A 26,777-nucleotide genomic window follows, 5' to 3' on the forward strand; every position below is an offset into this window, starting at 1 on the left:
GAAGGGGCAGGTTCTCGGTGAACGGGCGCGCTTGCGGTGAACGGGTGCGCGCCCGGGCCTGCTGTGATGTTCGGCAGGGAATACAATGGAAGACCGGGCAATAGCGGCGCAGACCTTCCCGGTCCCGCCCTGTACATCCCGTACGCCCAGCCCGCAGAACCAGCACAGATTCAGCGCGAATCCAGCAACCGCGCCGAGCCCCGATGGAGAACGATGACCGCACTACCCCCGCAGCCGCAGCACGCACTCTCCGCTGACGATATCCTCGCGGGCCTCGACCCCGACCAGCGCGCGGTCGCCACCGAGCTCGACGGGCCCATGCGCGTGCTCGCCGGTGCCGGCACCGGCAAGACCCGCGCGATTACGCACCGCATCGCCTACGGCATCGCGATTGGCCGCTACCAGGGCCCGCGCGTGCTCGCCCTGACCTTCACCCTGCGCGCGGCCGAAGAGATGCGCACCCGCCTTCAGCAGCTCGGCGCGTTCGGCGTGCAGGCGCGCACCTTCCACTCGGCGGCCCTGCGCCAGCTCACCTACTTCTGGCCGCAGGTCGTGGGCGGCACCTTCCCCTCCATCGTGCAGAACAAGGCGGCGCTCATCACCGAGGCCGCGAACCGTCTGCGCATCAGCACGGACCGTTCCCTGCTGCGCGATTTGGCGTCGCTGATTGAGTGGGCGAAGGTTCAGCTGCTCACCCCCGACACCCTCATGCAGCGCCTGAGCGAGAAACAGCTGCCTTCGGCGATTACCCCGCAGAACATGCAGCGCATCTTCCAAGCCTACGAAGATCTCAAGGACGAGCGTAACCTCATCGACTTTGAGGACGTGCTGCTGCTGACCATCGCCATGCTCGAGGAGGACGAGAAGCTCGCTGCGACCGTCCGCCAGCAGTACCGCCACTTCGTGGTGGATGAGTACCAGGACGTCTCCCCGCTGCAGCAGCGCCTGCTGGACGTGTGGCTGGGCGGCCGCGACGACATCTGCGTGGTGGGCGACGCATCCCAGACGATTTACTCCTTCACCGGCGCGACCAGCCGCTACCTGCTGGAGTTCCCGCGACGCTACCGCGGGGCACACACGGTCAAGCTGACCCGCGACTACCGCTCCCACTCGCAGGTGGTGGAGCTCGCGAACCGCCTGCTGGCCGCCCGCCGCCCGCACCCCGATTCGAGCCCGCACTCCTGGGCACCGCCGCTGGAACTGATGTCTCAGCGCGGCCCCGGCGTGGACGTGGAGTGGTTCGGCTACGCGGACGACGAGCAGGAAGCCGCCGGCATCGCCGAGGATATCCGAGACCTCATCGACAAGGAGGGGGTGGCCCCCGCCGAGATTGCGGTGCTCTTCCGCACGAACGCCCAATCGGCGGCGATTGAGTCGGCACTGTCCGCCGCCCACATCCCGTACCAGCTGCGCGGCGCGGAGCGCTTCTTCGAACGCCCCGAGGTCAAGCAGGCCATGCTCGCCCTGCGCGGCTCAGCCAAGTCCACCGACGGCACCGAAGACGTCACCCGCTACACCCGCGACGTGCTCAGCGGCCTCGGCTACAAGGAGGAGGGCCCCCTCTCGGGAGGCGCCACCCGCCAGAAGTGGGAATCCCTCGCCGCACTCGTGCACATGGTCGACATGATGGCGCAGAACCGTCAGGAGCAGCTGAAGGAGCACCGTGCCAACCCGCGCCCCGGCGTGCCCGAGCCGCTGCCGCTGACCATGCACGAGGTCGTGGCGACCCTGAACCACCGTAGCGAGTTCAACGAGGCCCCGCAGATGAACGGCGTAACCCTCGCCTCCCTGCACGCGGCCAAGGGCCTGGAGTGGGATGCCGTATTCCTGTGCGGCCTCAACGAGGGCCTCATGCCCATCACCTTCGCGACCACCCCGGATGAGGTGGACGAGGAGCGCCGCCTGCTGTACGTGGGCATCACGCGCGCCCGCAAGTACCTGTGGCTGACCTGGACCATGACCCGCACCGTGGGCGGCAGAGGTCAGCGGAAGCGCTCGCGTTTCCTGGATGACATCGACCCGGCCAAGCGCCGCCGCCCCGCCGCAAGCGGCTACTCGAGCGGCTACGGAGGAGCGGCCCGCGGCGCGCGCGGGAACCACTCGTACGGGAACCACTCGCAGGGTCGTCGCAAGAAGGGAGAGGACTATGGCTCAGCGTTTTAAACGAGAGATTCTGCCGGCCACGGCGGATCGCCCGCAGATTGAGCTGGTCCGCTCGGCCCGCCGCACCCGCACCATCAGCATGCAGCGCGACGGCGTGGACGAGCACGGCAACCCCGCGTACCGCCTGCTCATTCCCGCCGCGAGCACGAGCGAGGAGATAGACGAGCATATTGCCCGCCTGCTGCCGCGTATTCAGCGTCGCGCCGCCCGCCGTGAGCACGCCGCGCAGCTGAATGTCACCGACGAGTACCTGCACGAGCGGGCCAGCCTGTTGGTGCGCGCCTACCTGCCGGAGCTGGAGGGCACCGAGCAGCTCAAACGGCTCTCGATTCGCTGGGTGAGCAACCAGCGTCAGCGCTGGGGTTCGGCGACCTACGCGACCGCGCAGATTCGCATCTCCTCGGAGTTGCAGGGGGTTCCGGAGTACGCGCTGGATTCGGTGGTGCACCACGAGCTGTGCCATCTGCTGCAGCCGAATCATTCGCGCTCCTTCCGCACCCTGGAGGCCCGCTACCCGCAGCTGGAGCGTGCCCGCGCATTCCTGGACGGGTACGCGATGGGGCGCTCGCGGGCCGAAGGCTCGCGCGGCGAGCGCGGCGAAAACAGCGCCGGCTAGGGCTTTTTCCGAAAACTAATTAACAAAAAACAAACCGGCAGAACCAGCCGGAAATACTCGAGCGGGGGTGGCTTGCACTTTTGCAAGCCACCCCCGCTCGAGGTTTCAGTATTATTTTTGCCGGTCTACCGGGGTAGTTCCCGCGGTTACTTCTCTTCGGGAGCCTCGCCGAAGCCGCCGTCCAGCAGCTTCTGCAGCTCAGACTCGAAGTCCACGTCGTCCAGGCTGATTTCGTTCATGCGCGCGTCGTATGCGGTGAAGTCTTCCAGCTCGGCGGGGGTGGGCAGGGTCTCCGGGGTGTCCCAGAGGCCGTCGCGCGCCTCAATGCCGTGGGAGCTTTCGTACCAGCGCCAGAACTGCTGGGCCTCGCGCACCAGGCGCGGGCGCAGCTGCAGGCCGACCAGGTTCTCGAAGACCTGCTCGCTGGGGCCGCCGTCGATGCGGCGACGGGCCATGATTTCGGTCAGCTGCGGGGCCTTGGGCAGGTTGCGGGTGGCATCCTCGGTCACGACGGACACCCAACCCTCGATGAGGGCCAGCAGACCCTCGAGACGCTGAACGGCAAGCTCCTGGTCCTCGGTGCGCTGGGGGCTGAACATGCCGCCCTCGAAGGCCTCCTGAACGGCCTCGGGGTCGTTCATGTCCACCTGGGAGGCGGCGTCCTGCATACGGTTCATGTCCACGCGAATACCGCGGGCGAAACGGGCAACGAGCTGGACCAGGTCCTCACGCAGCCAGGGGTTGGCCTTGTGCAGGCGAATCAGCGCGGCCTCGCGAACGGCCAGGTAGAGCAGAACCTCCTGCGGCGGCACCTCGATGTCGTCCGCGAGCTGCTGGTAGCCGTTGGGCAGCAGTGCGGAGTGGCCGGGGGCGAGGGGGAAGCCCACATCGGTGGAGGAGTACACCTCACCGGCGAGCTTCGCGAGGGCCTGGGCCATCTGGGCGCCAAAGATCATGGCGCCAACGTTGTTCAGGAATCCGCTGTTGAAGATGGCGGCGATTTCTTCGGGCAGCTCGTCCGCGGGGCCGGGCATGACCATGGCCTGGGTGACCTCGGCGGCCACGGGCTCGACCATTTCGCGCCAGGAGTCGAAGGACTCCTCAACCCATTCGGCCTTGGACCAGGCCTGAACGGGAAGGTTGTGACGCTCGATGGAGGTGACCGCATCCAGCCACAGGTCGGCCAGGTTTGCGGCGTCCTCGACGGCGCGCTTGAGGTTTTCGGGAACCACCGGGTCTTCGCCCATGGAGGCGAGCATCTGGCGGGTCTGGTTCTTGACGTTGGTCCAGTTCACGCCGCTGGGGCTGGATTCGTCGGATGCGCCGGCAAACATGGCCTGCACCTGCGAGAACATGCCCTGCAGCATAGCGGGGTCGAAGCTGATGCCCATGTTCTTGAGGTCCTCGGGATCGATGTTAATGCCGAAGGGGTTCTGCCCGCCCTCACCGAAGAGCGCGCCGAAGGGGTTCTGTGCGTTGGAGGAGGCGTCGTTGCCGCCCCGGCCGGTTGCCCCTGCGGAGGGGTCGAAGCCCTGCTCCTGCATCTTCTTCAGGAATTCTTCGAGGGGGTCACGCTCGTTGGAGGCGTCGCCGTGGTGGTGATCAGACATCTGAAACCTTTCCTAATCCGAAGGTGGGCACAGCCGGCCCGCTCGCTGTCCAGCCTACCGATTTTTGCTGTGAATTTCCCGTGTCGGCGCCTCGGATGCGCCTTAATCAGCTGAGGGCTCACAAGCGGGTCTTCACCCGGTTTACCCCCGACCTTACCCCCGGCAGGGGGATTGACCAGAAAAGGTGTGTTGATGAGGGCGTTCATCCGGTAGTCTAGAAAACATGACTAAGCCCACCTCACCGTCCGAATCCGAGAAGTCCTCATCGAAGGCTTCCGCCGAGTCCTCAGCTCATCGCCGTAAGCACGGATCGCGTAGCCGCGAGCGCCGCTTGAACCTGCGTTCCGTGAGCGCCGTGGCGACCTGCGCGTTGCTGGCCGGCGCGTTTGTCCTGCCCAGCTCGTACGTGAAGGAAGGCCCCGGACCGCTCTTTGACGTGCTCGGCACCTACCAGGATAAGGACGTCATCGAGGTTTCGGGCGCCCCCAGCTATAAGACCTACGGCAAACTCAACATGACCACGGTGTCGGTGGCGGGCGGCCCGTACACTGAGCTGTCCGGCGCGGAGGCTTTCTACGGGTGGCTGGCTTTTGACGGCAACCGCAGCCTCGTGGTGCCCACCGACGCCCTGTACCCGCACGTGAGCCACGAGACGGCCACGGCCGAAACCGGCGCGCAGATGGCCGATTCGCAGACGCAGGCGAAGGTCGCGGCCATGCGTCACCTGAAGATGCAGGTGACCGAGAAAGTACTGGTGAACACGACCGTTGAGGGTTCTCCCGCGGCGGGCGTGCTGGAGAGCGGCGACCGCCTCCTGAAGGTGGGGGACAAGCAGATCACCACCCTCAAAGATGTATCGCAGGCGGTGAACGCCTCGAACGGCTCGCCGATTCAGGTGACGGTTGAGCGCGACGGCCAGCAGCGCACGGTGACGCTGAACCCGGTGCGTTCGGCCGAGGGCGACCGCTGGGTCGTGGGCATCAGCCTGAAGCAGAGCTACGATTTGCCGGCGCAGGTGCAGTACAACCTGGACGGCGTGGGCGGCCCGAGCGCGGGCCTGATGCTGGCCCTCGGCACGGTGGATAAGCTGAGCGAGGGCACCCTGCTGGCAGACGAGGACGCCGGCGGCGACCCCTACCGCAGCTACGTGTCGGGCACCGGCACGATTGATGCGAACGGTAACGTTGGCGCGATTGGCGGCATCAAGTACAAGATTTTGGCGACGGGCCGCTACGGTGCGCGCTACTTCCTGGCGCCCAAGGAGAATTGCGATTCGGTCCTGAAGATGCAGGAGCAGGACCCCTCGATGCTCAACTACTATCATGCCGGCCAGGTGCGCGGCACGATGGTGGTGGTCCCGGTTTCGACGCTGGACGAGGCGGTGCAGGTCGTGAACGCCATTAAGTCTGGCGCCCCCGATGATTCGCTGCCGCGCTGCGGATCCTAACGTGCAGCTCTAACGGGCAACCCTAACGAACGCGGGCGCTTCCCTCCGGGAGGCTTCAGGCCCCGGCTCACTCGAGCCGGGGCCTTCGTTATGCGCGGTGACCGCCTCGCGACCGGTGAGCGTGTGTGCGAATAGTGGGATAGCGGGCGAACGACCCCTCCTCTGACGTCATGTCACCGTTCGTTCCTCCAACCTCTGCGATACTTAAGGTAAAGAACATTTTGAAATGATGAGCGAGGAATTGTGTCTGAGTCGACCGATAAGACCCCACGCCCACAGAAGAAGGAACGAGCAAAGAAGCGTCGCAGCCCTCTACTGATGACGATTGTGGTTGTCGCGGTTCTGATTGCCGCATTTGTGGGACTATCCCAGGTGTACACGGACTGGCTATGGTTTGACCAGCTGGGCTATAGCACCGTCTTCACCACCCAGATTCTTTTGAAGGCCGCGGTGTTCGTGGTGGCCGCCCTCGTGGTGGCCCTGCCGCTGTGGGCCTCCATGACCTACGCGGTCCGCCACGCGGATGTTCTGCCCGCCACCCGCGAGCAGAACGCGAAGGATGAGGCCGGCCCGAACCAGAGCGTCCCGACGAGCGCCTCGGATGCGACCGAGCAGATGCTCCGCGACGTGTTCGGCCAGCAGCGTGCCGAGGATAGCATGCGCCGCTACCACGAGAGCGTGGATAAGGCGCGTAAGCTTTTGCTGATTGCGGTTCCGCTGCTACTGGGCCTGTTTATTGCCTCGGCAACGATGTCGCAGTGGAGCACGGTCGCCCTTTTCTTCAACCAGCAGTCTTTCGGCAAGACCGACCCGGAATTCGGCCTGGACTACGGCTTCTTCGTGTTTGTGCTGCCCTTCCTGCGCGTGGTGGTGTCGCTGGTGACCTCCTCCGTGGCGCTCGCCGCGGTGGCCGGCCTGTTCATGCACTACTTCTACGGCGGCATTAAGGTGCAGCCGGGCGGCGTGACCACGACTCACGCTTTCCGCCGCCACGCGGCCGTGCTTGCCGTCGTGTTTGTTCTGACCCGCGCGGTGAGCTTCTGGCTGGACCGTTACTCGTCCACCCAGCAGCAGGCCGGACGCTGGGCCGGCGCCATGTACACGGACGTGAACGCATCCATTCCCGTGAGCGCCATCTTGGCGGTTTCTGCGTTGCTGGTGTCGTTCATGTTCATTGCTGCCGCGGTGAAGAATCACTGGCGTCTGCCGCTGATTAGCACCGCAATGCTGGCGGTCGTATCGCTGGTGGCCGGTGGCCTGTACCCGTGGGTTGTGCAACGTTTCCAGGTGGTTCCGAACGAGCAGGGCGCGCAGTCGCAGTTTATTCAGCGCAATATTGATGCGACCCGCTATGCCTACGGCCTGGACAAAATTGAGACTACCCCGTACGACGCGACCATCGACACTCGCGCCGGTGCCCTGAGCTCTTCGAGTGCGACCATCGCGAACATTCGTCTGCTGGATCCGAACGTGGTTTCCTCCGCGTTCGCGCAGATGCAGCAGTTCCGCCCGTACTACCGCTTCGAGTCGCAGCTGGCGGTGGACCGTTACACCGTGGGTAACACCACGCAGGACACCGTGCTGGCGGCCCGCGAGCTGAACCCCACGCAGACCAACGGCGATTCCTGGTACAACCGCCACGTGGTGTACACCCACGGCTACGGCGTGATTGCCGCGTACGGTAACCAGGTGGATTCGGCGGGTAACCCCAAGTTCTTGCAGTCCGGTATTAAGGCGACCGGTACCCTGAGTGAGGATTACGAGCCGCGCATCTACTTCGGCATGAGCTCGCCGGAGTACTCGATTGTGGGCGGTAGGGGCGACACCCTGGAGCTGGACCGTCCGCTCTCTGCAGACGAGACGAAGGCCTCCGACGCGAAGTACACCTTCTCGGGTAACGGCGGCCCCCGCGTCGATTCGCTGCTGGCCCGTCTGTCCTACGCGATTAAGTTCCAGTCTTCCGACATTCTGCTCTCGGATGCGGTGCGCGACGGCTCACAGATTCTGTACGAACGCAACCCGCTGGACCGCGTGCGCAAGGTGGCCCCGTACCTGACGGTGGATTCCAAGCCGTACCCGGCGATCGTGAATAACCGCGTGCAGTGGATCGTGGACGCCTACACGACGAGCGACCAGTTCCCATACGCGCAGGGTAGCTCGCAGGATTCTGCCACCGCGGCGGGGGCTCAGCGGTCGAAGTCGGTGAACTACATCCGTAACTCGGTGAAGGCCACCGTGGACGCCTACGACGGCTCGGTGACCCTGTACGCCTGGGATGAGGAAGATCCGGTGCTCAAGGCTTGGCAGAGCGTCTTCCCCGGCACGGTGAAGAGCTATCACGAGATGAACGCTTCGCTCATGAGCCACGTGCGTTACCCGACCGACATGTTCAATATTCAGCGCACCATGCTGAATAAGTACCACGTGACGAACGCTCACAGCTTCTACGCGGGCGATGACGTGTGGTCGATTCCGAACGACCCGACCAATGATCGTAACCAGCCGATTTCGCCGTACTACCTGTCCCTGCAGATGCCCGGGGATTCGCGCGCGCACTTCTCGCTGACGACGACGTTCATTCCTCAGCAGAGCGATTCGAACTCTCGTAACGTGATGTACGGCTTCCTTGCCGCTAACGGCGACGCCGGTACCGGTAAGGATGGCGAGCGTAGCGCCGACTACGGCAAGCTGCGTCTGCTGGAGTTGCCGCGTTCTTCGGTGGTTCCCGGCCCGGGCCAGGCTCAGAATATCTTCAACTCTGATGCCGAGGTCTCGAACCAGCTGAACCTGCTGCGCCGCGGTTCCTCCGAGGTTATTAACGGCAATATGCTGACCCTACCGGTGGGCGGCGGCATGCTGTACGTTCAGCCGGTGTACGTGCAGTCCAGCGGTGACGCGAAGTACCCGCGTCTGCAGCGCGTGCTGGTGAGCTTCGGCGATAAGGTCGGCTTCGCCCCGACCCTGGAGGAGGCCCTGAACCAGGTGTTCGGCGGCTCTTCGGGCGCTAAGCTGGACGGCTCGGCGGCGGCTAGCCCGTCTGCGTCTGCCTCTGGCTCCTCGGGTACTTCGGGCGCTTCGACCGGCGGTTCGTCGGCTTCGCAGTCTTCGGAGTTGAAGCAGGCTCTGACGGATGCCTCGAAGGCTATGAGCGATAGCGACGCCGCGATGAAGAAGGGTGACTGGGCCGCCTACGGTGAGGCCCAGAAGCGTCTGGAAGCGGCCGTGAAGAAGGCTCTGGAGGCTGAGGAGGCGCAGAGCACGGCGTCCGCTAAGGCTTCTGCATCGGCAGCGCCCAGCGCCTCGGCGGCTCCGAGCGCAGCGGCTAGCGCTAAGCCCAGCGCGAGCCTTTCGACTTCTCACTAGGATGCCTGAGGCGGCGGGGGAGTAGCGCATACCGGATGCTCACGGATCGGATGTCCACGGGTCTAGCGTCCTCGCTCTAGAACCGGGGCCTGCACTGGATACGGCTCCTACTGACTACCTCTAGCGGTCTCTGACGGAACGGGGTGGAAGTGTATCGCTTCCACCCCGTTCCTGTATGTTCTACCCCTGGCACTGCCCCGTAGCCCCTATTCCTACCCAACTGCTTTCTACCCAACTGCTTTCTACCCAACAGCCCCTATTTTTGTGTGCTTGGTTACAAATCGCGTTTTTGGCTTGCATGCCCGGTTTGGGGTCTGTATAGTTGTATGAGTCGCCGCGGGGTGGAGCAGTTCGGTAGCTCGCCGGGCTCATAACCCGGAGGTCGCAGGTTCAAATCCTGTCCCCGCAACCAGAAAAACCCGGTATCTCAACGAAAAGTCGCTGAGATACCGGGTTTTGTTTTGCCCTGACGAGACCGAATCCCTATGTTATTCCCTACCTTTCAGCCAAACTCAGGCCCGTCGTCGAGGTGGGGGGAGGGGGGACTATCACCCAACATCGAGGACTATCATCCAACGCCCCTTCGGGGCGTATGACTATCTTCGCTCGTGCATGATCTCGTGGGAGGGAGGTTGCAGAGGAGGATTTTCACCGCCTAATCGGCGTTGATACCGGCTGTTTACCGCCTGAAAATGCAAAAGCGGTATAGCATTTTCCCTCGTATCTCAACCGAATCCCAACCCTTTACCGCCTTCACCGCCTAAAACCGAAAACTTTTATATATACACACGCATATGTAGGAAGATGAACACTCGCGTGTACACTTTTTAGAAATTAGGCGGTAGAGGCGGCAACACACCATGTTTTGACTGATATACCAACGTTTTCGATATACCGCTTAGCCTCAAACAGGCGGTAACTAAGCGGTTGAAAGAGTAGCGTCCCGCATAGTGGTGTAACCGTGGGTGGTCGGCCCGTTTGATATGGGTGCGGTCACCGTGTGATCCTTCGAGAAAGCTCTCTACTTCTGACTCGAAACGATTTGGAGGCACAACGATGACCGCTCCTCATATTATCGACCCTGCTGGCCTGCTTGGCGAGGCGTTATCCCAGGCGTCCCCAGATTTGATGCGTTCCCTGCTCCAGCACGTGATTAACGCGTTGCTCTCAGCGGACGCTGACACCGTGTGCGGGGCCCAGTGGGGCCAACAAGACCCGCAGCGCCAGGCCCAGCGCAATGGGTATCGCCACCGGCCCCTGGATACCAGGGTCGGCACCATTGACGTGGCGATCCCCAAGCTACGCTCAGGCACCTACTTTCCAGAGTGGCTGTTGCAGCGCCGCAAACGCTCCGAAAACGCCTTGATCACAGTGGTCGCTGACTGCTACCTAGCAGGAGTATCCACACGCCGCATGGACAAGCTCGTCAAAACCCTGGGGATCACAGGACTATCGAAGTCCCAGGTCTCACGTATGGCAGCCGACCTGGACGAACACGTGGACGAGTTCCGCCATCGCCCCCTCGACGACGCTGGGCCTTTCACGTTCGTCGCCGCTGACGCACTGACCATGAAGGTGCGCGAAGGAGGACGCGTCGTCTCGTGCGCGGTCCTGGTTGCCACCGGAGTCAACAATGACGGACACCGCGAAGTACTGGGGGTGCGCGTATCCACCAGCGAGACCGGCCCGGCGTGGAACGAGTTCTTCGCCGACCTGGTCGCCCGAGGCCTCACCGGCGTGCGCCTGGTCACCAGCGACGCCCATCTGGGCCTGGTCGAAGCCATCGCAGCGAACCTACCCGGAGCCACCTGGCAACGATGCCGCACCCACTACGCCGCGAATCTCATGTCCGTCACCCCCAAAGCGCTATGGCCCGCCGTCAAAGCGATGCTGCACTCGGTGTACGACCAACCCGACGCAGCATCGGTCAACGCTCAATACGACCGGCTCTTGGACTACGTGAACGACAAGCTCCCCGCCGTGTGTGACCACCTCGATCAAGCCAGGGCAGACGTCCTCGCGTTCGCCTCCTTCCCCACCGGGGTATGGACCCAGATCTGGTCCAACAACCCCAATGAACGCCTCAACCGCGAAATCCGCCGACGCACCGACTCCGTGGGGATCTTCCCCAACCGCCAGGCCATCATCCGCCTGGTCGGAGCCGTCCTCGCCGAACAAAACGACGAATGGGCCGAAGGCCGACGCTACCTCAGCCTCGACATCCTCACCAAATCACGACTCACACCCCAACCCACCCAACAGGAGGAACCCCCACTCCAACTCAGCGCATAACCCACCCCGAAGGACACAAAACGATTACACCACTCCACAGGACTTGACCCGCCAAGCAGCCACCTCGCGAAATTCAGCACGAGCACGCCCTCCCGGGTATGGGGCTCATGCCTCGTGCGAGTGATGAGAATCTTCGGGAATGCATCCCCGATGGATAGAATCGGCGCAATCTCCCTCTCGAGCGTCGAATCGGCGCCGATATCGTCGCTCACATACACTTTCCTTCCCGGTTTCGAAACTTGGAAGGCAGTATGCGCAAGGATGCGTCGAGGTGCGATCCCAGTCGTACCATGCCAGCAGAGATGTCGAGGCACATTCGTTCATGCTGCAATGCGGGCATCGGAGATGAAAAACAGCCCGTCGGGTAGTCATGGGCGTGCGGGAGCCCGCATCAGTAACCTGCCTCCTCGGTTGTCCCTTCTTTGCATGGTCGTCTACATAAAGGAGGAACCAGCCATGCAGATCAGCATGCTTGCCCTTCTTGGGTCACGGACCGGGGAGGCGAGGGCCTCCGTCGGGACCGCCCCGAGCAACCGGCATATCCAAGGAATGACAAGGCTCGATCGCTGTGCTGGTCAGGATGCCGAAGCGGGCCGTCCGCCAATCGGAATGCGGGTCAGGATGCTGCAACGTGATTCCAGCTGCAGGATACGGCTCCTTTGCGGTTGCCGCAAAACCTGCTGGCAACATTCTTACTATCCGAATGATGTACGCATCCCTTGGGATCGTTTCGCCTGACCAGGGCCATCTTCAGCGCCTCATCGGCCAGCTCGGCAGGCGCCTCTTCCACGCGTAATAGCCCTGGCGGGTCACCTATGCAACCAAAGATACAAAAGGAATCGAATGGCCAGAGAGGATTGCCCTTACCGATGCTCGATTCTTGACAGGCAAACTCAAGCCTCGTTAATATTACATATTACATGGTTTGCCAGACCGAATTAACAAAGGAGGGGTGTCGTGGTTGGTCTTTTCCGCACGTGGATGAGCGCCTAGAAAGCGGCGCTGTTGTGGCGTCGCGCTGTTTTTCTGCACGCCATTTCACGATTGGACATAACCATGATATTTGAAACCTCTCGGGGCAGGTCTGTTCTGCTGTGCCATTCATGGCAATTCAAGCTTTGTTTCGTATGGGGCGGGGAGCTCGTTTCGACATTGACGAGTTCGATTCTCCAAATGGGTCTTATTTGGCATCTCGCCCTCACGACAGGGTCGTCTTCTCTCCTCTCCTTAGCATCGCTGGCAGGCTTTCTGCCGATTGCTTTGTTCGGAATCCTTGCGGGCGCCGTTGTCGACAGACTGCCTTTGAAACGTGTCCTCATCGGCGCCGACCTCTTCATTGCCGCGGTGGGTGCCGCCTTGGCGATTGCCTCGTTGGCCGGCAGCTTACCTGCATGGCTAATTCTCATCGCCCTGTTTCTCCGTGCAGTTGGTACTTCGTTCTACACGCCAGCCTCCCAATCTCTCACGCCCCATCTCGCCCCGCCAGAGCATCTCGTTCGCCTATCGGGGGTGACTCAGGCGATTCAGTCCGGCGGATACATTCTTGGCGCCGCGCTTGCAGCAGTGATTTATCCCGTGGCGGGCATTACCGCTATGATTGTCCTCGACGTGCTGGGAGCGCTTTTCGCTTCTTTAGCCGTCCTCGCCGCACAGATAGACGCAGGGGGCCTCGATGAAGCCGACCGCAGCTTGTCCTTTTCCAATAAGGTTCGAGAGCTCTTCTCTGAGATTTCGGACGGCTACAAGCTGATTAGGGAGTACAGGGGGCTGTTCGCCCTTCTTTGGTGCGGGTTCGTCTTCGCTTTCGCGTTCTCTCCGCTCGCGGCATTGTTCCCAATAATGACCTTGGGGCATTTTGGCGGTAGCACGGGGGATGCCGCTTTGGTGGAAATCCTTTTTTCTGCAGGCATGCTGGCTGGGTCCGGCATTTTGGCGGCCACGGGAGGGTTCCGCAATAGGTCGTTCACCATGGTCGCCGCGATTGCCGGCTTCGGCATTGCCGCAATCGTATCCGGATCGCTCGGCCCGTCATTGTTCGCTGCTTTCCTGCCGGTGAGCTTTCTTATGGGCGCATGCTCCCCGTTGTACGCGGGAACCCAGACTGCCCTTATGCAGGAGCAGATACCTCCTGAGTACCTAGGCCGCGTTTTCGGCCTCTACGGAACCATCATGGCGTGGGCCATGCCCATGGGCCTCGCAGCCCCCTCCGTTTTTGCGGATCTGCTTGGAGCTCCGTTATGGTTCGTCGGCTCTGGAGCGACCATGGTACTGCTTGCGATGGCTATGCTGCTTGCTCCGAGCGTCCGAAACGCGGGGAAAAGAGATACCGGGCAGATTCAATAGCCCAAGTATTCGAAAAAAAGAGGCAGCAGCCATCGGTTCAAGCGTCAGCCTTCAAGCCCTTGCGACGACGAGGTATTGCACCGACATTCCGCATCGCGCTCCTTATTCGTCGCCAACTATCATTTTCGGATTTGCCGGCTTGCGCAAGGTCAAAACGCTCGCGCCGGCAATTGGGCAAAGGCGAAAAATCGACGTGAGCAATCTTTTTTGGCATGGCTGCGCTTCCAGTAAAACGCTAATACACAAAAGGCGGTTCAACCTATGGAACTCATAGTCAAAGCTAAAGACATCTTTTTGGAATATGCCGGCCGCGATATCCTAGATATCGAAGAGTTGGAAATCTACTCCTACGATCGCATCGGCTTGGTGGGAGACAATGGCGCAGGCAAAACCAGCCTGCTTAAAATTCTGAGCGGCAATCTTACCATTGCGGACGCCGACGTCAGGCGCTTCGGCAGCATTGCCCTCATCGGCCAACTCGATGAACTCGACCTTGATGCGGCTCAGGACAGTGGTGAGATGCTCTCCCGTCTCAACGTCGCCGGAGTGGCGCAGGAGACGATGAGCGGCGGGGAGGAAACACGCGCCAAGATTGCCTCTGCACTCTCCCAGCATGCAAGCGCGATCTTCGCCGACGAGCCTACGAGCCACCTCGACCAAGACGGCATCCGCCTTCTCGTCGGACAACTCAAGGCATTTGATGGGGCTCTGCTCATCGTGAGCCATGACCGTCATTTTCTCGACCAGGTGGTAGACAAGATCTGGGAGCTCAAAGACGGCGGTATTTCCGAATTCTGGGGTGACTACTCCGACTATCTGCGACAGAAAGAAGAAGAGCGCAAAGCTCAGGCGACTCGATACGAAGAGGCGATGCGCGAGCGCGATCGCCTCGAAGCCGCCATCGAAAAACAACGGAAAAAAGCACGGCAGGTCGACGCCAAGCGGAAGGCTGCGAAAAAAAGCAACGAGTATGCAGGTCGATTGGGGCATCAGAAAGCAACCGGCACCAAACAGAAGAGGATGTACCAGGCGGCTAAGGACATGGAGAAGCGCCTCGAAGCGCTCGAAGGGATTGAGGCCCCAGATAGCATTCGCGCCGTGCGGTTCCGCCAGAGCAAGGCCCTGGAACTGCATAGTAAATTTCCCATCTCGGCAGACGATTTCAGCTTGAGCTTCGGCAACTGCATGCTCTATGACCACGCGAAATTCGAGATACCGCTCGGTGCCAAAGTGGCCATCACCGGTGGCAACGGTACAGGAAAGACCAGCCTGCTGAAGGCAATCGCTCGACGCGCCGACGGTATCAACATCTCTCCCAAGGCAGAGATCGGTTACTTCGAGCAAACAGGCTACAAGTTCGACGCCCGTCAGTCTGCGATCTCGTTCATGCAGGATGGTTGCGAGTACAGCATGACCGAAATTCGAGGCATCCTCGCCTCTATGGGAATCGGACCGCGCGACCTGACAAAGGACGTTGGCGTTCTCTCGGGAGGCGAAGTCATCAAGCTGCTACTCGCGAAGATGCTGCTGGGCAGATACAACATCTTGCTCATGGACGAGCCTGGAAATTACCTGGACATCAAGAGCGCCGAAGCCCTCGAGCAGATGATGAGCGCCTATGCCGGAACGATAGTGTTCGTCTCCCACGATAAGAGGCTGGTCGAGAACGTCGCAGACATTGTCTACGAAATAAAGGACACCAAGCTAGTCAAAATCTTTCAGCGCGAATAGCCCTAAATGAGCAAGAAATAATCCCCGAACGGAGACAAGGGAGTAAAACGGCAAAGAAAGAGCCTCCGTCCCAACGCAGGGAACGGAGGCTCTTTAATCGCTTTTACTCATCTCCGTCGCTGGTGGCTTTGTCATGACTCTCGTACGAAACGAAACTCAGCGGCACAGTGCGGCACTCAAAATCGCAGGTCAGAACCCTATCGGCCTACTCCCACTCGATGGCTTCAGTTTTACTGTCCCGACATTCCAGTTGTCCTCAGTTTTCGATGCCGTCTCAAACCGAGTGCCGCCAAGTAACACTATGTCGTGTTTCATCGGCTTCGGGGACAAAAGCTGGGACAACTTCAAAAACCATTTTCAAACTCAGAGTATTGAGTTTTTATTTTTGTCCCAAGGGGCACGGAGAGCCGCCTTTGGAGGCTCGATATCGACGAAAACGCCCGCTTTGAAACTCAAGTGCCTTTTCGTGTGCGAGCCGCCAGCTGCAATAGGAAGTGAATCAACGCAGGCGCCTTTCAAGCAGTTTGCAAAACTGCAGGTTGCAGGCCTTCATTGCTAGTAGGGGAAATGAGTAGTCTCAGGTGGCTTGCCCATGAGTTAGCGAGCAGGTTGGGGCTTCGTTGTTGGCGCAATCACTTCGTGCACACTCGAAAGGTCTGTTTAACTTCAGACAGGGCGCCAGTGCCTACGCGCAGTGGCGCAGATGATGGGCAGCAAGAGACAAGCATCTGCTGCCGCCCATCAGAAAGCATCGTACAGGCCATACCACACGTCGGTGTAGATGAAGTCGGCGCCCTTGATGCACTCGGTTGTCGTCGGAGACCTTGCAGTTCTCCTCGCCGATGGCCATGAGGTCGCCCATCTCCTGCGAAGGCGGGCGAGCCGTAGCTCGCCCGACCTGGTACGTCTTACAGACCGTGCTTACCGAGAGCGGCCATGCGCTCATTGATGGTGGCGCGGTATGCCGCAGCCTTCTGCTCGTCGGGCTCGCTCTGGGGGCACAGAGTGGCCAGGATGGCGCGAATGGAGTGCTTGCGGTTCTCGGCCTCGACCCAGCACAGGGAGCGCTCGGGATCGTCCATGACCTCGTCGACGACTTCCTCGCCACGGTTGGCGGGCAGGCAGTGCATGAACATGCTGTTCGGACCGGCAACGTTCATCATATCCCAGGTCACCTGGTACTTCGGATAGAACACATCCATGTAGCTGGAGCTGGAGACTTCACCTTGATTATCAACTTTATCCGAACACCTCCCACATTCATCCGCACATGTGCGGATGAATGTGGGAACCCGATACCCTGAGGGCCGGATCGGCCGGCCCCGGGAGATCGGAGGACGGCATGTCCGGAAAGAAGAAGAGCGGCTCCGCAAGGGCGGTCCCGAGGGCCTACGGAAGGCTCACGAGGCACGAGCGGGACACGGTCCAGAGGATGCTGGAGCGCAGGGCGTCGTGCAGGGAGATCGCGAGGGAGCTGGGCAGGTCGCCCTCGACGGTGAGCGCCGAGGTGGCGTCGCACAGGTTCGTGACGGCGCCGAAGGCCAGGCGCGGCGAGCGCGTGGACGCCTCCGCCGACCTGTCGGCGGCCTGCCCGCGCCTGGCGGCGTGGCCGCGCTGCTGCAACGGGTGCGGCCGGTACCGCGCGATCGGCTGCAAGCGCCGCCCCCACGTCTTCTACGAGGCCCGGGCCGCGCAGCTGTGCGCCGACTCGGTCCTCGTCTCGTCCAGGCGCGGGATAGACGCCGACGAGCCCGCCGCGGCGGCCAGGCTGGAGGCGATAAGGGACTGCCTGCGCCGGGGGCTGTCGCCCGAGCAGATGGCGGCGCGCAACGGCGGCCCGGTGGACCTGTCGCCGTCGACCATCTACCGCTGGGTCTCGGCGGGCTACGACGGCATGACCAACATGGAGCTCAGGCGCAAGGTCGGCTACAGGCCGAGGAAGCGCGCCGCGGGCCGGGCGGCGACCCGCCACTCCGCCCGCAGGTCGCATGCCGCGTTCCTCGCCCTCGGGGAGGACGCGTGCGCCGCGGCCTGGGAGATGGACACCGTCGAGGGGGCCCGGGAGGACTCCGCCTGCCTGCTCACGCTGCTGCACCGCCCCAGCAGGCTCCAGCTCGCGCTGCCGCTGGAGGAGAAGACCGCCGGGTGCGTCGCGGACGCCCTGGAGGGCGTCCGGGCCATCCTCGGCGCCGACGGGACGCGCCGCGTGTTCCGCGCCGTCCTCACCGACAACGGCGCCGAGTTCTCCGACGAGGCGGCGATCGCGGCGCTGCTCGGCGAGGGGCCGGGCGAGACGAGGCTGTTCTACTGCGACCCCAGGCGCAGCGACCAGAAGGGCGCCTGCGAGCGCAACCACGTCGAGATCAGGAAGCTGCTGCCCAAGGGCGCCGGAATCAGGTTCGACCGGCTCGCCCCGGCCGACCTGGCGCTGGCCATGTCGCACGTGAACTCCGAGCCCCGCGGCGCGCTCGGCTTCGCGACGCCCGCGCGCGCCTTCAGGGCGATGCTCGGGGAGGACGCGGCGGCGCTGCTGGACGCCTACGGCGTGGAGGACGTGCCGCTCGGCGATCTCGACCTGACGCCGGGGCTCATCGAGAGGGCGCGCGCAGAGAGGGGCGATGCCCCGCTGGCCTAGCCTAGGAGAAAAACGGAATAGACGGACCGACCGTCCGGCTGAGTCTGGGAAGAGGTGCCGGGCGGCGGGCGGAGCATGGCCACCGGACCCATCGAAACACATCTCCACCATTCCTTCAACTGGGAAAATGCCGCCCCCGGGGCCCGGATAGGACCTCGGGGGCGTTCGGTTAACTGCGGGAGCGTGCCGTCAGCTCAATGTGTTCGGTTGGGATCGGAAATCAACCAGTGATCTTACTGAACATATGGCGCACCTTGTCCAGGCGGCTGTTTGGACGGCGGGGCTGGATGACTGGCTTGCCGACAGCGGCCTGATACCCTTTCAGTTCTGTAAGGCATACGCTCTGCCCGTTGGTGTAAAAGGCCAGATCAGTACGGTATGCCTGTATACAGCGGGCGGGAATCTCGCCAGTAAAGACAACTTCATCCTTTTTTACCTGGACCGTTTCGATGGTGGCACAGTATTTCGGTGCATCATGATAAGCCCTGGAAAGATATTCCCGGGGCGCATAGAGGGTGAAGGAGAGATAAGGTTCCAGCAGTTGCGTCCCTGATTCCTTCAATGCCTGTTCCAATACAATCGGGGCCAATGAGCGGAAGTCCGCCGGCGTGCTGACCGGACTGTAATAAAGCCCGTATTCAAAGCAAATCTTACAGTCCGTTACGTTCCAGCCGAACAAGCCCTGCTCCAGCCCGTAACGGATACCATCCCTGACAGCGTTTTGAAAACTCTGGTTCAAGTATCCCAGCGAAACCCGGCTCTCGTATTGTACACCGGAGCCAAGCGGGAGTGGTGTAACAGACAGTCCGATGGATGCCCAAAACGGGTTGGGCGGCACCTCGATATGGATGGTGTGGCTGGCTGCTTTGAGCGGCCGCTCCATATAAATGACGGTGGGTTCCTTTACCACTGTTTCAAGCTTGTATTTTTCCGACAGCAAAGCGGAAACAACCTCCAACTGCACCCGGCCCAAAAAAGAAAGAATGATCTCATGGGTGATGGAATCCACCTCGCAGCGCAAAAGCGGGTCAGTATCCGCAAGTTGCGTAAGAGCGTCCAGCAGCCGTTCTCTTTGCGCTGCCGTTTTCGGCGCAATCGACGTCCGCAGCATGGGGAGGGGGTCCTCACGCCACCTTTTACGAGGGAGCCGGGTTGGGTCCCCTAATACATCGTTTAACCTCACGCTGTCGCTGGGAAGGATAACAATTTCACCCTGATAAGCGGTGTCTGTCCGAACAATTTCCCCTTTGGATGGAATACGCATCTCTGTGATTTTCAGCTTTTCTCTCCCGGCCAGGGCCACCGTATCCCGCAGGCGCAGCGTTCCGCTGTATAGCCGCAGATAGACACGCCGCTGGCCGCAATCGGTGTACTCAACCTTGAAAACGCTGCCGCATAGGGTGGCGCTCCCCTGTTCCCCAATCGGTTGGAACAGTCCTGTCACCGCATCCATCAACGGTTGAATGCCAAGGCCCTTTTTGGCGCTGCCATGATAGACCGGAAACAGGGAGACTTCTTGAACCCGCCGCTGTTCCTCCCGCGCAAGTTTTTCCTGGCTGATTGGTTCTCCTGCGATATACTTTTCCAATAATGCATCGTTATTTTCGATGACCGCATCCCATGCTTCTATGTCGGTATTTTCCTCCAGGACTATTTCCGGGGACAGCGACACCGTCTGCTTGATGATAATATCGGCGGAGAGCTTATCCCGAACAGACTGAACCACGCTCTGCAAATCAACGCCAGCCTGGTCGATCTTGTTGATAAAGATAACGGTGGGAATGTTCATTTTCCGCAGGGCATGGAACAGAATACGGGTCTGGGCCTGCACGCCATCTTTAGCGGAGATCACCAAGATGGCCCCATCTAAAACAGCCAAAGAGCGGTACACCTCCGCCAAAAAATCCATGTGGCCGGGCGTATCCACAATGTTAACTTTACATCTGTGCCACTGGAAGGAAGTGACTGCCGCTTGAATGGTAATCCCACGCTGCCGCTCCAAAAACAAGGTGTCCGTCCTCGTTGTCCCTTTTTCGACGCTCCCCGGTTCTGAAATGGCTCCACTGGCATATAGCAGACTCTCCGTCAAGGTCGTCTTTCCAGCGTCTACATGGGCAAGAATCCCGATATTGATAATGTTCATGTCTATCCTCCATACAAGGCCCGAATGGGCGCAAAAATCCCCAGCGGCTAATACTTTTACCGCTGGGGATTATAAGTTGCGGACATACACATATACAGCATACACCTGTTTGTGATTGCTGTTTTTGGGGATATGTCAAAATTGATAAGGCAAAAGTATTCTTAAATTGGGTACAAAAAACTAAGCCCCTACAAAAGGAGCTATCATAATCCTTTGTTCCCACTATTTGATTATAGTTTTATTTAAGAATACCTTGCCGCATATTTTTTACTCCTTTTCTGGATTAAATCATTGTATCACATCAGTTTTAGGAAAGCAAGTACCTAAAAGGGCTCTTCGCATTTGAGGGTGTAGGTGTTGTGGGCGGGGTTGGGCGTGTCGTGGCCGGGTAGGGGTCGAGGTCTTCCGATGATGGAGATTGCTACACCGTCCATCTGAAAGACCTCGACATGGCCAATACTATCTTTGATCGCCCTGACCTGAGCGCGTTCACGCGCCTGGATGACCTGGGCCTGGAAGTGACGGGCCAGCGCATGTGGCCAGACCATGCAGTGTTGGCTTGCCGGATTGCTGGTGAGGACCGGTGGTGTCGACGCTGCGGATGCCAGGGCGAGTCGCGTGACACGGTGATCAGGCGCTTGGCGCACGAGCCTTACGGGTGGCGCCCCACGATCTTGCACGTGAGCGTGCGCCGCTACCGGTGCCAGGAGTGCGCCCATGTGTGGCGTCAAGATATGAGCCAAGCGGCCGATCCGCGCGCCAAGCTCTCGCGTGCGGCGGTGCGCTGGGCGCTCACTGGGCTGGTCGTTCATCATTTGACGGTGGCGCGTATCTCCCAGGCCCTCGGTGTGTCCTGGAATACCGCCAACACCGCTGTCCTGGGTGAAGGCCAGCGTCTACTGATCAATGATCCAACTCGGTTCGATGGCGTGCGTGTCATCGGGGTGGATGAACACGTGTGGCGCCACACCCCCTACGGAGACAAATACGTCACCGTTATCTTGGACTTGACACCCATCCGAGAACGCAGCGGCCCCTCCCGACTCTTGGACATGGTCCCGGGTCGCTCCAAGCAGGTCTTCAAAACCTGGCTGGCCTCCCGCCCCGACACGTGGCGAAGCCGCATCGAGATCGTCGCGATGGATGGATTCACCGGGTTCAAAAGCGCAGCCACTGAAGAACTCCCCGGCGCGAGGGCGGTCATGGACCCCTTCCACGTCGTGCACCTGGCTGGCAACGCCTTGGATGAGTGTCGCAGACGCATTCAGCAAGAACTCCACCACCGGCGCGGGCGTGCCACCGACCCCCTGTACAAGGCCCGCAGGATGTTACACACCCGCTCATGCCTGCTCACGCCACGCCAGCAGCACCAACTACTCAACCTGTTTTCCGGTGAGGAGCACGTCGCGCTCGAGGTCACTTGGAGCGCCTACCAGAACATCATCGACGCCTACCGCGCGCCCGACACGGACGCGGGTAAGGCCCTGATGGAAGCCGAAATCAACACCCTGACCTCCACGCGTGTACCGAGGGGTCTGACCGAGCTCATCACGCTGGGCAGGACACTCAAACGCCGAGCCGGGGACATCCTGGCTTACTTCGACCACCCCCACACCTCCAATGGCCCTACCGAAGCCATCAACGGACGCCTCGAACACCTACGCGGCTCCGCCCTCGGGTTCCGTAACCTCACCCACTACATCACCCGCTGCCTCCTCGAAACCGGCGGATTCAGACCCCAACTACACCCCCAATTATGAAGAGCCCGTTTTCTGTGGCACCGGTGATAGTAGTTCCTAGTTTTGCGGTGCGGCAGATGGTATCGACGATGACATTTCCGTTAGGCTGCACAGTAGGTCCTTAGTTTTGTACGGATGGATTAGATACCTTTTTCCTACAAAGCCAAGGACCCCAATATCTTGTGCCACGCCCGAACCCCCGGCGAACTAATCAATGCACTCTAAAACCGGAAGAGCCCTTTTAGTACTACTGGTGGATTTCGGTTTTGGTGGGGATTAACGCCGCCGGCCTCGATTTTTCCGTTGAGGAGGTCGTTGACTACTTCCCGATGGTGAAATGGGCCGATGGCGCGGTGAAGAGGAACCAGTCACCTGGAAGAGATCGATCCAGTCGCTGGTGTGCAATCTGGGAGGTAGGGTTGCGGGGTCGATTCCTCGCGAGCGCAACCATGATTGTGTCTCTGAACGTGATGAAAACAACCCTGCCCTTCGGAGAATTTCCCCTATCCCGCGTCCCCGGGCAGTGAAAACGGTGTGCACCATCGCCTGAAAGGCTTTGCGCTGCTCTATCGGAATCTTCGGGTCACCCACCCGGCGGATCACTAAGATCCCCCCGTCAACGTTTGGCTGTGGCCGGAAAGCAGGCCTTGGTACCCGAGAACCCAGGTGAAACGTGAACCATGGGGACCACTGAGCCGTCATCATCGTGCTTGCGCCTACCCCGGCCCGGCGGCGAGCGACTTCCCACTGCATGAGGAGTACAGCGTCAGTCCATGCTGGCGCATGCAGCAACTTTCGAAGAATGGCAGTGGTGAGGTGAAAGGGAATGTTTCCCACAATGACGCAGGGAGTGGCGGGTAACCGGAAGTTAAGGAAATCATCATGGACCACTTCGACCGCCGCCGAGGAGGTTTCTTGTGTGATTTTGGCAGCTAGTTTTGCGTCCACTTCAACTGCCGTTATCGCCCTCCCCAAGTGGGCCATCGGGTGAGTGAGGGCACCGCTTCCTGGTCCGATCTCAATGATGGGGCCGGAGGTTTGTTTCACAAGGTCGATGATGGAGTTGATGATCTTGTGGTTGGTGAGAAAATTTTGGCCATGCTCGTGACGGCCGTGTCCGTATGCAGACATCAGGTGTGCTCCTTGGATTTGAAAGGGAGCCGGGCATGACAAATAGCCGCCCGGCTAAAGGACCGGAGCGGTTTTTAACCTACGGGGTAGGAAACCGCCTTAGCGGTTGGTGCGCAACCGCAAGAAAGCGGTACCTGAAATCAACATGGGTCTAATTATATCCATTAAAGGGTTAAGGGTCAAAATGTGTGTCTGGCTCGGCGTGTCGCGGGGGTTAGATTTGGCCTTTTTGAATGCCGATTGAGTGGGTGTAGTCGGTGTCGATAGCGTTGTCGTAGAGGGCTGGGCGTCCTGTTTCGTGGTCGGCTTGGTTCTCGGTTTGGGTCAGGGTGGATACTTTGGCGAGTTGGCCCTGGCCCCAGTCGGACTGCCTGGCGATTCGTACTGGATCGTCAGGCAGTTCCGTTTTTAAGTAGAGCCACCAATCCAGCATGCGGCGTTGTCGTTCGCCTGATCTGCCGCGGTGGGTTCTGGCGAGCAGTTTGAGCTGGGCGTTGATGCCGCCTTCTAAGCTGTTGGTGGTGGATTTGATCCGCTCGGGCGCAAGGACTCCTGCTGGCGGGTTGAGGTAGACAAACAGCATCTCGGACCGCCAAAGATGGTTGAGGCTGTTGTAGGCCTTGCGCACGTTGTGGTGGGTCCACACGCGGGTCCATGCACCTGTTTTGGGGTCTTTGATCATGGTTTTCTCGTTCATCCATTCCCGGTAGATCGTTGAAAACTCGTGCAGTTGCACACCCCACGCGGCGGCTTCATCCAGTGTGGTGATCCGGGTCAGTTTCAGCGCAAGTCGGTAGATGGTGCGCCCGGCATCGGTGCGTGGGTTGGTGGTGGTGTAGCGGCGGACCACGCGTTGGGCGTGGACGAGGCAGCGTTGAATTTTCGTAGTCGGCCAGCACTTTTTGATTGCGCTGTATGCGCCTTGGCCGCCGTCGATGACGGCGATGAGTGGGGCTTCGATGCGTTCAAGCAGCAGTTGGTAGTCGCGGGTGGTTTCGTGTTTGCACCAGTGCCAGGCGATCACGTGGTCGATGGTCGCCGCGACGATCAGGCAGCCACCGGCGGTGTAGGTGCCATCGAGAAATACCTGGTCGTAGATCCGCTTGTGGTGGCCGGCGGTGGGGTCAGGCACATCAACGAGCCAGCACCACTTGAAGCGCCGCTTCATGGTGGCGCGGCTAACACCGTTTCGTTTGGCTAGGTCGTCGAGTGATATTGCGGTGGTGCAATGCTCGATGAACTGGGTGAACACTGCCGCGTTGGTGATGTCGTTTCGACGTTTGACGCTGGAGGCGCCGCATTGTTTGCAGCGCCATCTGGTGGTGCCTTTGCTGGTGGTGCCGTTGCGTTTCATTTCACCGCCGCAGTGGCAGCGTGGTTGGTTCTTCGACATTGCGACACCACACCACGCCGCGCATAGCACATCACGGCTGCCACACCGAGGATTTCCCGTCGGGGGCTAGATATATGCTTCCGGAGCATATACTTTCCGGAAACCTACAGGTCAATCCGTGAAAATCCGCGATTCCGGACACACATTTTGACCCTTAACCCTGGGTATCGCCACCGGCCCCTGGATACCAGGGTCGGCACCATTGACGTGGCGATCCCCAAGCTACGCTCAGGCACCTACTTTCCAGAGTGGCTGTTGCAGCGCCGCAAACGCTCCGAAAACGCCTTGATCACAGTGGTCGCTGACTGCTACCTAGCAGGAGTATCCACACGCCGCATGGACAAGCTCGTCAAAACCCTGGGGATCACAGGACTATCGAAGTCCCAGGTCTCACGTATGGCAGCCGACCTGGACGAACACGTGGACGAGTTCCGCAACCGGCCCCTCCACGATGCCGGGCCTTTCACCTTCGTTGCCGCTGATGCGCTCACCATGAAAGTGCGCGAAGGAGGACGCGTCGTCTCGTGCGCGGTTCTGGTTGCCACTGGAGTCAACAATGACGGACATCGCGAAGTGCTGGGGGTGCGCGTATCTACCAGTGAGACCGCTCCAGCCTGGAAGGAGTTCTTCTCTGACCTGGTCGCCCGGGGCCTGACCGGCGTGCGCCTGGTGACCAGTGACGCCCATCTGGGCCTGGTTGAAGCCATCGCCGCCAACCTGCCCGGAGCCACTTGGCAACGATGCCGCACCCACTACGCCGCTAATCTCATGTCGGTCACCCCCAAAGCACTATGGCCCGCCGTCAAAGCGATGCTGCACTCGGTGTACGACCAACCCGACGCAGCATCGGTCAACGCTCAATACGACCGGCTCTTGGACTACGTGAACGACAAGCTCCCCGCCGTGTGTGACCACCTCGATCAAGCCAGGGCAGACGTCCTCGCGTTCGCGTCTTTCCCCACCGGGGTGTGGACCCAGATCTGGTCCAATAACCCCAATGAACGCCTCAACCGCGAAATCCGCCGACGCACCGACTCCGTGGGGATCTTCCCCAACCGCCAGGCCATCATCCGCCTGGTCGGAGCCGTCCTCGCCGAACAAAACGACGAATGGGCCGAAGGCCGACGCTACCTCAGCCTCGACATCCTCACCAAATCACGACTCACACCACAACCCACCGGGCAGGAGGACACCCCACTCCAACTCAGCGCATAACCCAACCCGAAGGACACAAAACGATTACACCACTCCACAGGACTTGACCTGAGCAAGAGCACGTTCTACAATGACGCATAAGTTCAAGGAGGTTCGCATGACCGCTTACGACCACTCGTCGGGGTACACCTACGGCACCGATGCCGTCCCCACGTCTCCGCTCACACTCGAGGATCTACGCCAGATTGAGGCCGCCGCGCACGTCCAGCCCGGTGACGCAGAGCTGCTCGCGCGAGCAGAACCCATCCTGGCGCCGCATGCCATGGAAATGGTCGACACGTGGCGCGGGATTTTGGCTCAAAAGACCTACCTGGCAGCACATTCCGCGCATCCGGATGGACAGCCGAACCCCGAGTACGCGCAGGCGTCAAAGCCCCGATTCGCCCAGTGGATCATCGACATGTGCACGCGCGAGCGGGATCAGGCGTGGTTGGACTACCAGTACCTGATCGGAGCTCGACACATGACCGCGGCGAAGAACGCGGCGGATGGGGCGGACTCGACGCCATTCGTGCCTCTGCGCTACGTGCTCGCCTTCATCGCGCCGACTGTGGAGGTCGGGCACCGTCTCCTGGCGGAGGGCTTCGAGGGCGCAGAACTGGACGCTGTCCGTGACGCGTGGACTCGCGCTGTGACTGTCGCCGTGACAGTGTGGGCGTATGCCTACCGCGATCACCCCGAGCAATTCTGATCCGGCGCTCGCCACCTACGACTCCCCCATCGGCCGCCTCACGCTTGATAGCGGTGTATTCGTCTTTCGCACTCTCTGACTGCTCTCCCTGGAAGCCTCAGTGGCTTCCAGGGAGAGCTTTCTTTCTGGGTTATAGGACACTACGTGTTGCTGGTTGGGTGACTTTTCGGCTTTCTGGTGCGGGAAAGTCACTCTTTCAGTTGGTCGTGTTTGCCTCGTTCCTGTGAATACTGCATCGTGCTCTGTGTGTGGCTGCCCCATGATC

The 26,777-nt window shown here is 60.7% G+C and carries 16 protein-coding genes, 1 tRNA gene and 1 pseudogene; 12 read left to right on the top strand and 6 right to left on the bottom strand.

Going from position 1 to position 26,777, the window contains the following annotated elements; all coding sequences use genetic code 11:
- Positions 1 to 213 precede the first annotated feature (213 nt).
- Together HMPREF2674_RS01795 and HMPREF2674_RS01800 are read left to right on the top strand one after the other, a co-directional pair.
- The gene (locus HMPREF2674_RS01795; RefSeq protein WP_070824654.1) at positions 214 to 2,163 is read left to right on the top strand and encodes an ATP-dependent helicase; all 1,950 of its coding nucleotides are present in this window, start codon (positions 214 to 216) and stop codon (positions 2,161 to 2,163) included.
- On the top strand, positions 2,147 to 2,779 hold the full coding sequence (locus tag HMPREF2674_RS01800) for a M48 metallopeptidase family protein (protein WP_070824655.1): 633 nt from the start codon (positions 2,147 to 2,149) through the stop codon (positions 2,777 to 2,779). Before HMPREF2674_RS01795 ends, HMPREF2674_RS01800 begins: the two co-directional genes overlap by 17 nt.
- Positions 2,780 to 2,925: 146 nt before the next feature.
- Here the strand turns inward: HMPREF2674_RS01800 and HMPREF2674_RS01805 are convergent, their stop codons facing one another.
- Positions 2,926 to 4,389, bottom strand: coding sequence for a zinc-dependent metalloprotease (locus HMPREF2674_RS01805; protein ID WP_070824656.1), 1,464 nt, complete (start codon positions 4,387 to 4,389; stop codon positions 2,926 to 2,928).
- 223 nt (positions 4,390 to 4,612) lie between these two features.
- On the opposite strand from HMPREF2674_RS01805, the gene HMPREF2674_RS01810 reads away from it, so the two are divergent.
- The 6 genes from HMPREF2674_RS01810 to abc-f all read left to right on the top strand — a co-directional run bounded on the left by HMPREF2674_RS01810 (position 4,613) and on the right by abc-f (position 15,565).
- The gene (locus tag HMPREF2674_RS01810) at positions 4,613 to 5,836 is read left to right on the top strand and encodes a YlbL family protein (RefSeq protein WP_070824657.1); all 1,224 of its coding nucleotides are present in this window, start codon (positions 4,613 to 4,615) and stop codon (positions 5,834 to 5,836) included.
- Positions 5,837 to 6,079: 243 nt separating this feature from the next.
- Positions 6,080 to 9,199 carry a UPF0182 family membrane protein gene (locus tag HMPREF2674_RS01815; RefSeq protein ID WP_070824658.1) on the top strand — a complete coding sequence of 1,040 codons (3,120 nt, stop codon included), beginning with the start codon at positions 6,080 to 6,082 and terminating at the stop codon, positions 9,197 to 9,199.
- A gap of 335 nt (positions 9,200 to 9,534) precedes the next feature.
- A tRNA-Met gene (locus HMPREF2674_RS01820) sits at positions 9,535 to 9,611 on the top strand.
- A gap of 644 nt (positions 9,612 to 10,255) precedes the next feature.
- Positions 10,256 to 11,491: an IS256 family transposase gene (locus HMPREF2674_RS01825; RefSeq protein WP_070824659.1), complete on the top strand. Its 1,236-nt coding sequence runs from the start codon at positions 10,256 to 10,258 to the stop codon at positions 11,489 to 11,491.
- A gap of 1,056 nt (positions 11,492 to 12,547) precedes the next feature.
- Positions 12,548 to 13,834 (top strand): MFS transporter, encoded by a 1,287-nt coding sequence (locus tag HMPREF2674_RS01835; protein ID WP_005987410.1) that lies wholly within the window; start codon positions 12,548 to 12,550, stop codon positions 13,832 to 13,834.
- Positions 13,835 to 14,095: 261 nt separating this feature from the next.
- On the top strand, positions 14,096 to 15,565 hold the full coding sequence (gene abc-f, locus HMPREF2674_RS01840; RefSeq protein WP_005987409.1) for a ribosomal protection-like ABC-F family protein: 1,470 nt from the start codon (positions 14,096 to 14,098) through the stop codon (positions 15,563 to 15,565).
- Between the two features lie 908 nt (positions 15,566 to 16,473).
- Here the strand turns inward: abc-f and HMPREF2674_RS01845 are convergent.
- Positions 16,474 to 16,761, bottom strand: coding sequence for a Rossmann-fold NAD(P)-binding domain-containing protein (locus HMPREF2674_RS01845; protein ID WP_204371245.1), 288 nt, complete (start codon positions 16,759 to 16,761; stop codon positions 16,474 to 16,476).
- 146 nt (positions 16,762 to 16,907) lie between these two features.
- Here HMPREF2674_RS01845 and HMPREF2674_RS01850 point away from each other — a divergent pair, with 146 nt between their 5' ends.
- The gene (locus HMPREF2674_RS01850) at positions 16,908 to 18,200 is read left to right on the top strand and encodes an IS30 family transposase (RefSeq protein ID WP_005987407.1); all 1,293 of its coding nucleotides are present in this window, start codon (positions 16,908 to 16,910) and stop codon (positions 18,198 to 18,200) included.
- Between the two features lie 220 nt (positions 18,201 to 18,420).
- Here HMPREF2674_RS01850 and tet(W) read toward each other — a convergent pair whose 3' ends face one another.
- Positions 18,421 to 20,343, bottom strand: coding sequence for a tetracycline resistance ribosomal protection protein Tet(W) (tet(W), locus tag HMPREF2674_RS01855; RefSeq protein ID WP_070824660.1), 1,923 nt, complete (start codon positions 20,341 to 20,343; stop codon positions 18,421 to 18,423).
- 449 nt (positions 20,344 to 20,792) lie between these two features.
- Between tet(W) and HMPREF2674_RS01860 the strand changes: the two genes are divergently transcribed.
- The gene (locus tag HMPREF2674_RS01860) at positions 20,793 to 22,103 is read left to right on the top strand and encodes an ISL3 family transposase (protein ID WP_049353248.1); all 1,311 of its coding nucleotides are present in this window, start codon (positions 20,793 to 20,795) and stop codon (positions 22,101 to 22,103) included.
- A gap of 255 nt (positions 22,104 to 22,358) precedes the next feature.
- Here HMPREF2674_RS01860 and erm read toward each other — a convergent pair whose 3' ends face one another.
- The 3 genes from erm to HMPREF2674_RS01870 all read right to left on the bottom strand — a co-directional run bounded on the left by erm (position 22,359) and on the right by HMPREF2674_RS01870 (position 24,606).
- The gene (gene erm / locus HMPREF2674_RS01865; protein ID WP_049353249.1) at positions 22,359 to 23,213 is read right to left on the bottom strand and encodes a 23S ribosomal RNA methyltransferase Erm; all 855 of its coding nucleotides are present in this window, start codon (positions 23,211 to 23,213) and stop codon (positions 22,359 to 22,361) included.
- 99 nt (positions 23,214 to 23,312) lie between these two features.
- On the bottom strand, positions 23,313 to 23,378 hold the full coding sequence (locus tag HMPREF2674_RS09650; RefSeq protein WP_071569110.1) for an erythromycin resistance leader peptide: 66 nt from the start codon (positions 23,376 to 23,378) through the stop codon (positions 23,313 to 23,315).
- A 49-nt stretch (positions 23,379 to 23,427) separates the two neighbouring features.
- The gene (locus HMPREF2674_RS01870; RefSeq protein WP_005323424.1) at positions 23,428 to 24,606 is read right to left on the bottom strand and encodes an IS256-like element IS1249 family transposase; all 1,179 of its coding nucleotides are present in this window, start codon (positions 24,604 to 24,606) and stop codon (positions 23,428 to 23,430) included.
- 150 nt (positions 24,607 to 24,756) lie between these two features.
- Between HMPREF2674_RS01870 and HMPREF2674_RS01875 the strand changes: the two are divergent.
- Both HMPREF2674_RS01875 and HMPREF2674_RS01880 read left to right on the top strand, forming a co-directional pair.
- Positions 24,757 to 25,821: pseudogene (locus HMPREF2674_RS01875) on the top strand (IS256 family transposase); the annotation flags it as partial.
- 97 nt (positions 25,822 to 25,918) lie between these two features.
- Positions 25,919 to 26,512 (top strand): protoglobin domain-containing protein, encoded by a 594-nt coding sequence (locus HMPREF2674_RS01880; protein ID WP_005505324.1) that lies wholly within the window; start codon positions 25,919 to 25,921, stop codon positions 26,510 to 26,512.
- Positions 26,513 to 26,777: the final 265 nt, after the last annotated feature.

Source organism: Rothia sp. HMSC062F03 (genome assembly GCF_001836905.1).
Lineage (GTDB): Bacteria > Actinomycetota > Actinomycetes > Actinomycetales > Micrococcaceae > Rothia > Rothia mucilaginosa_A.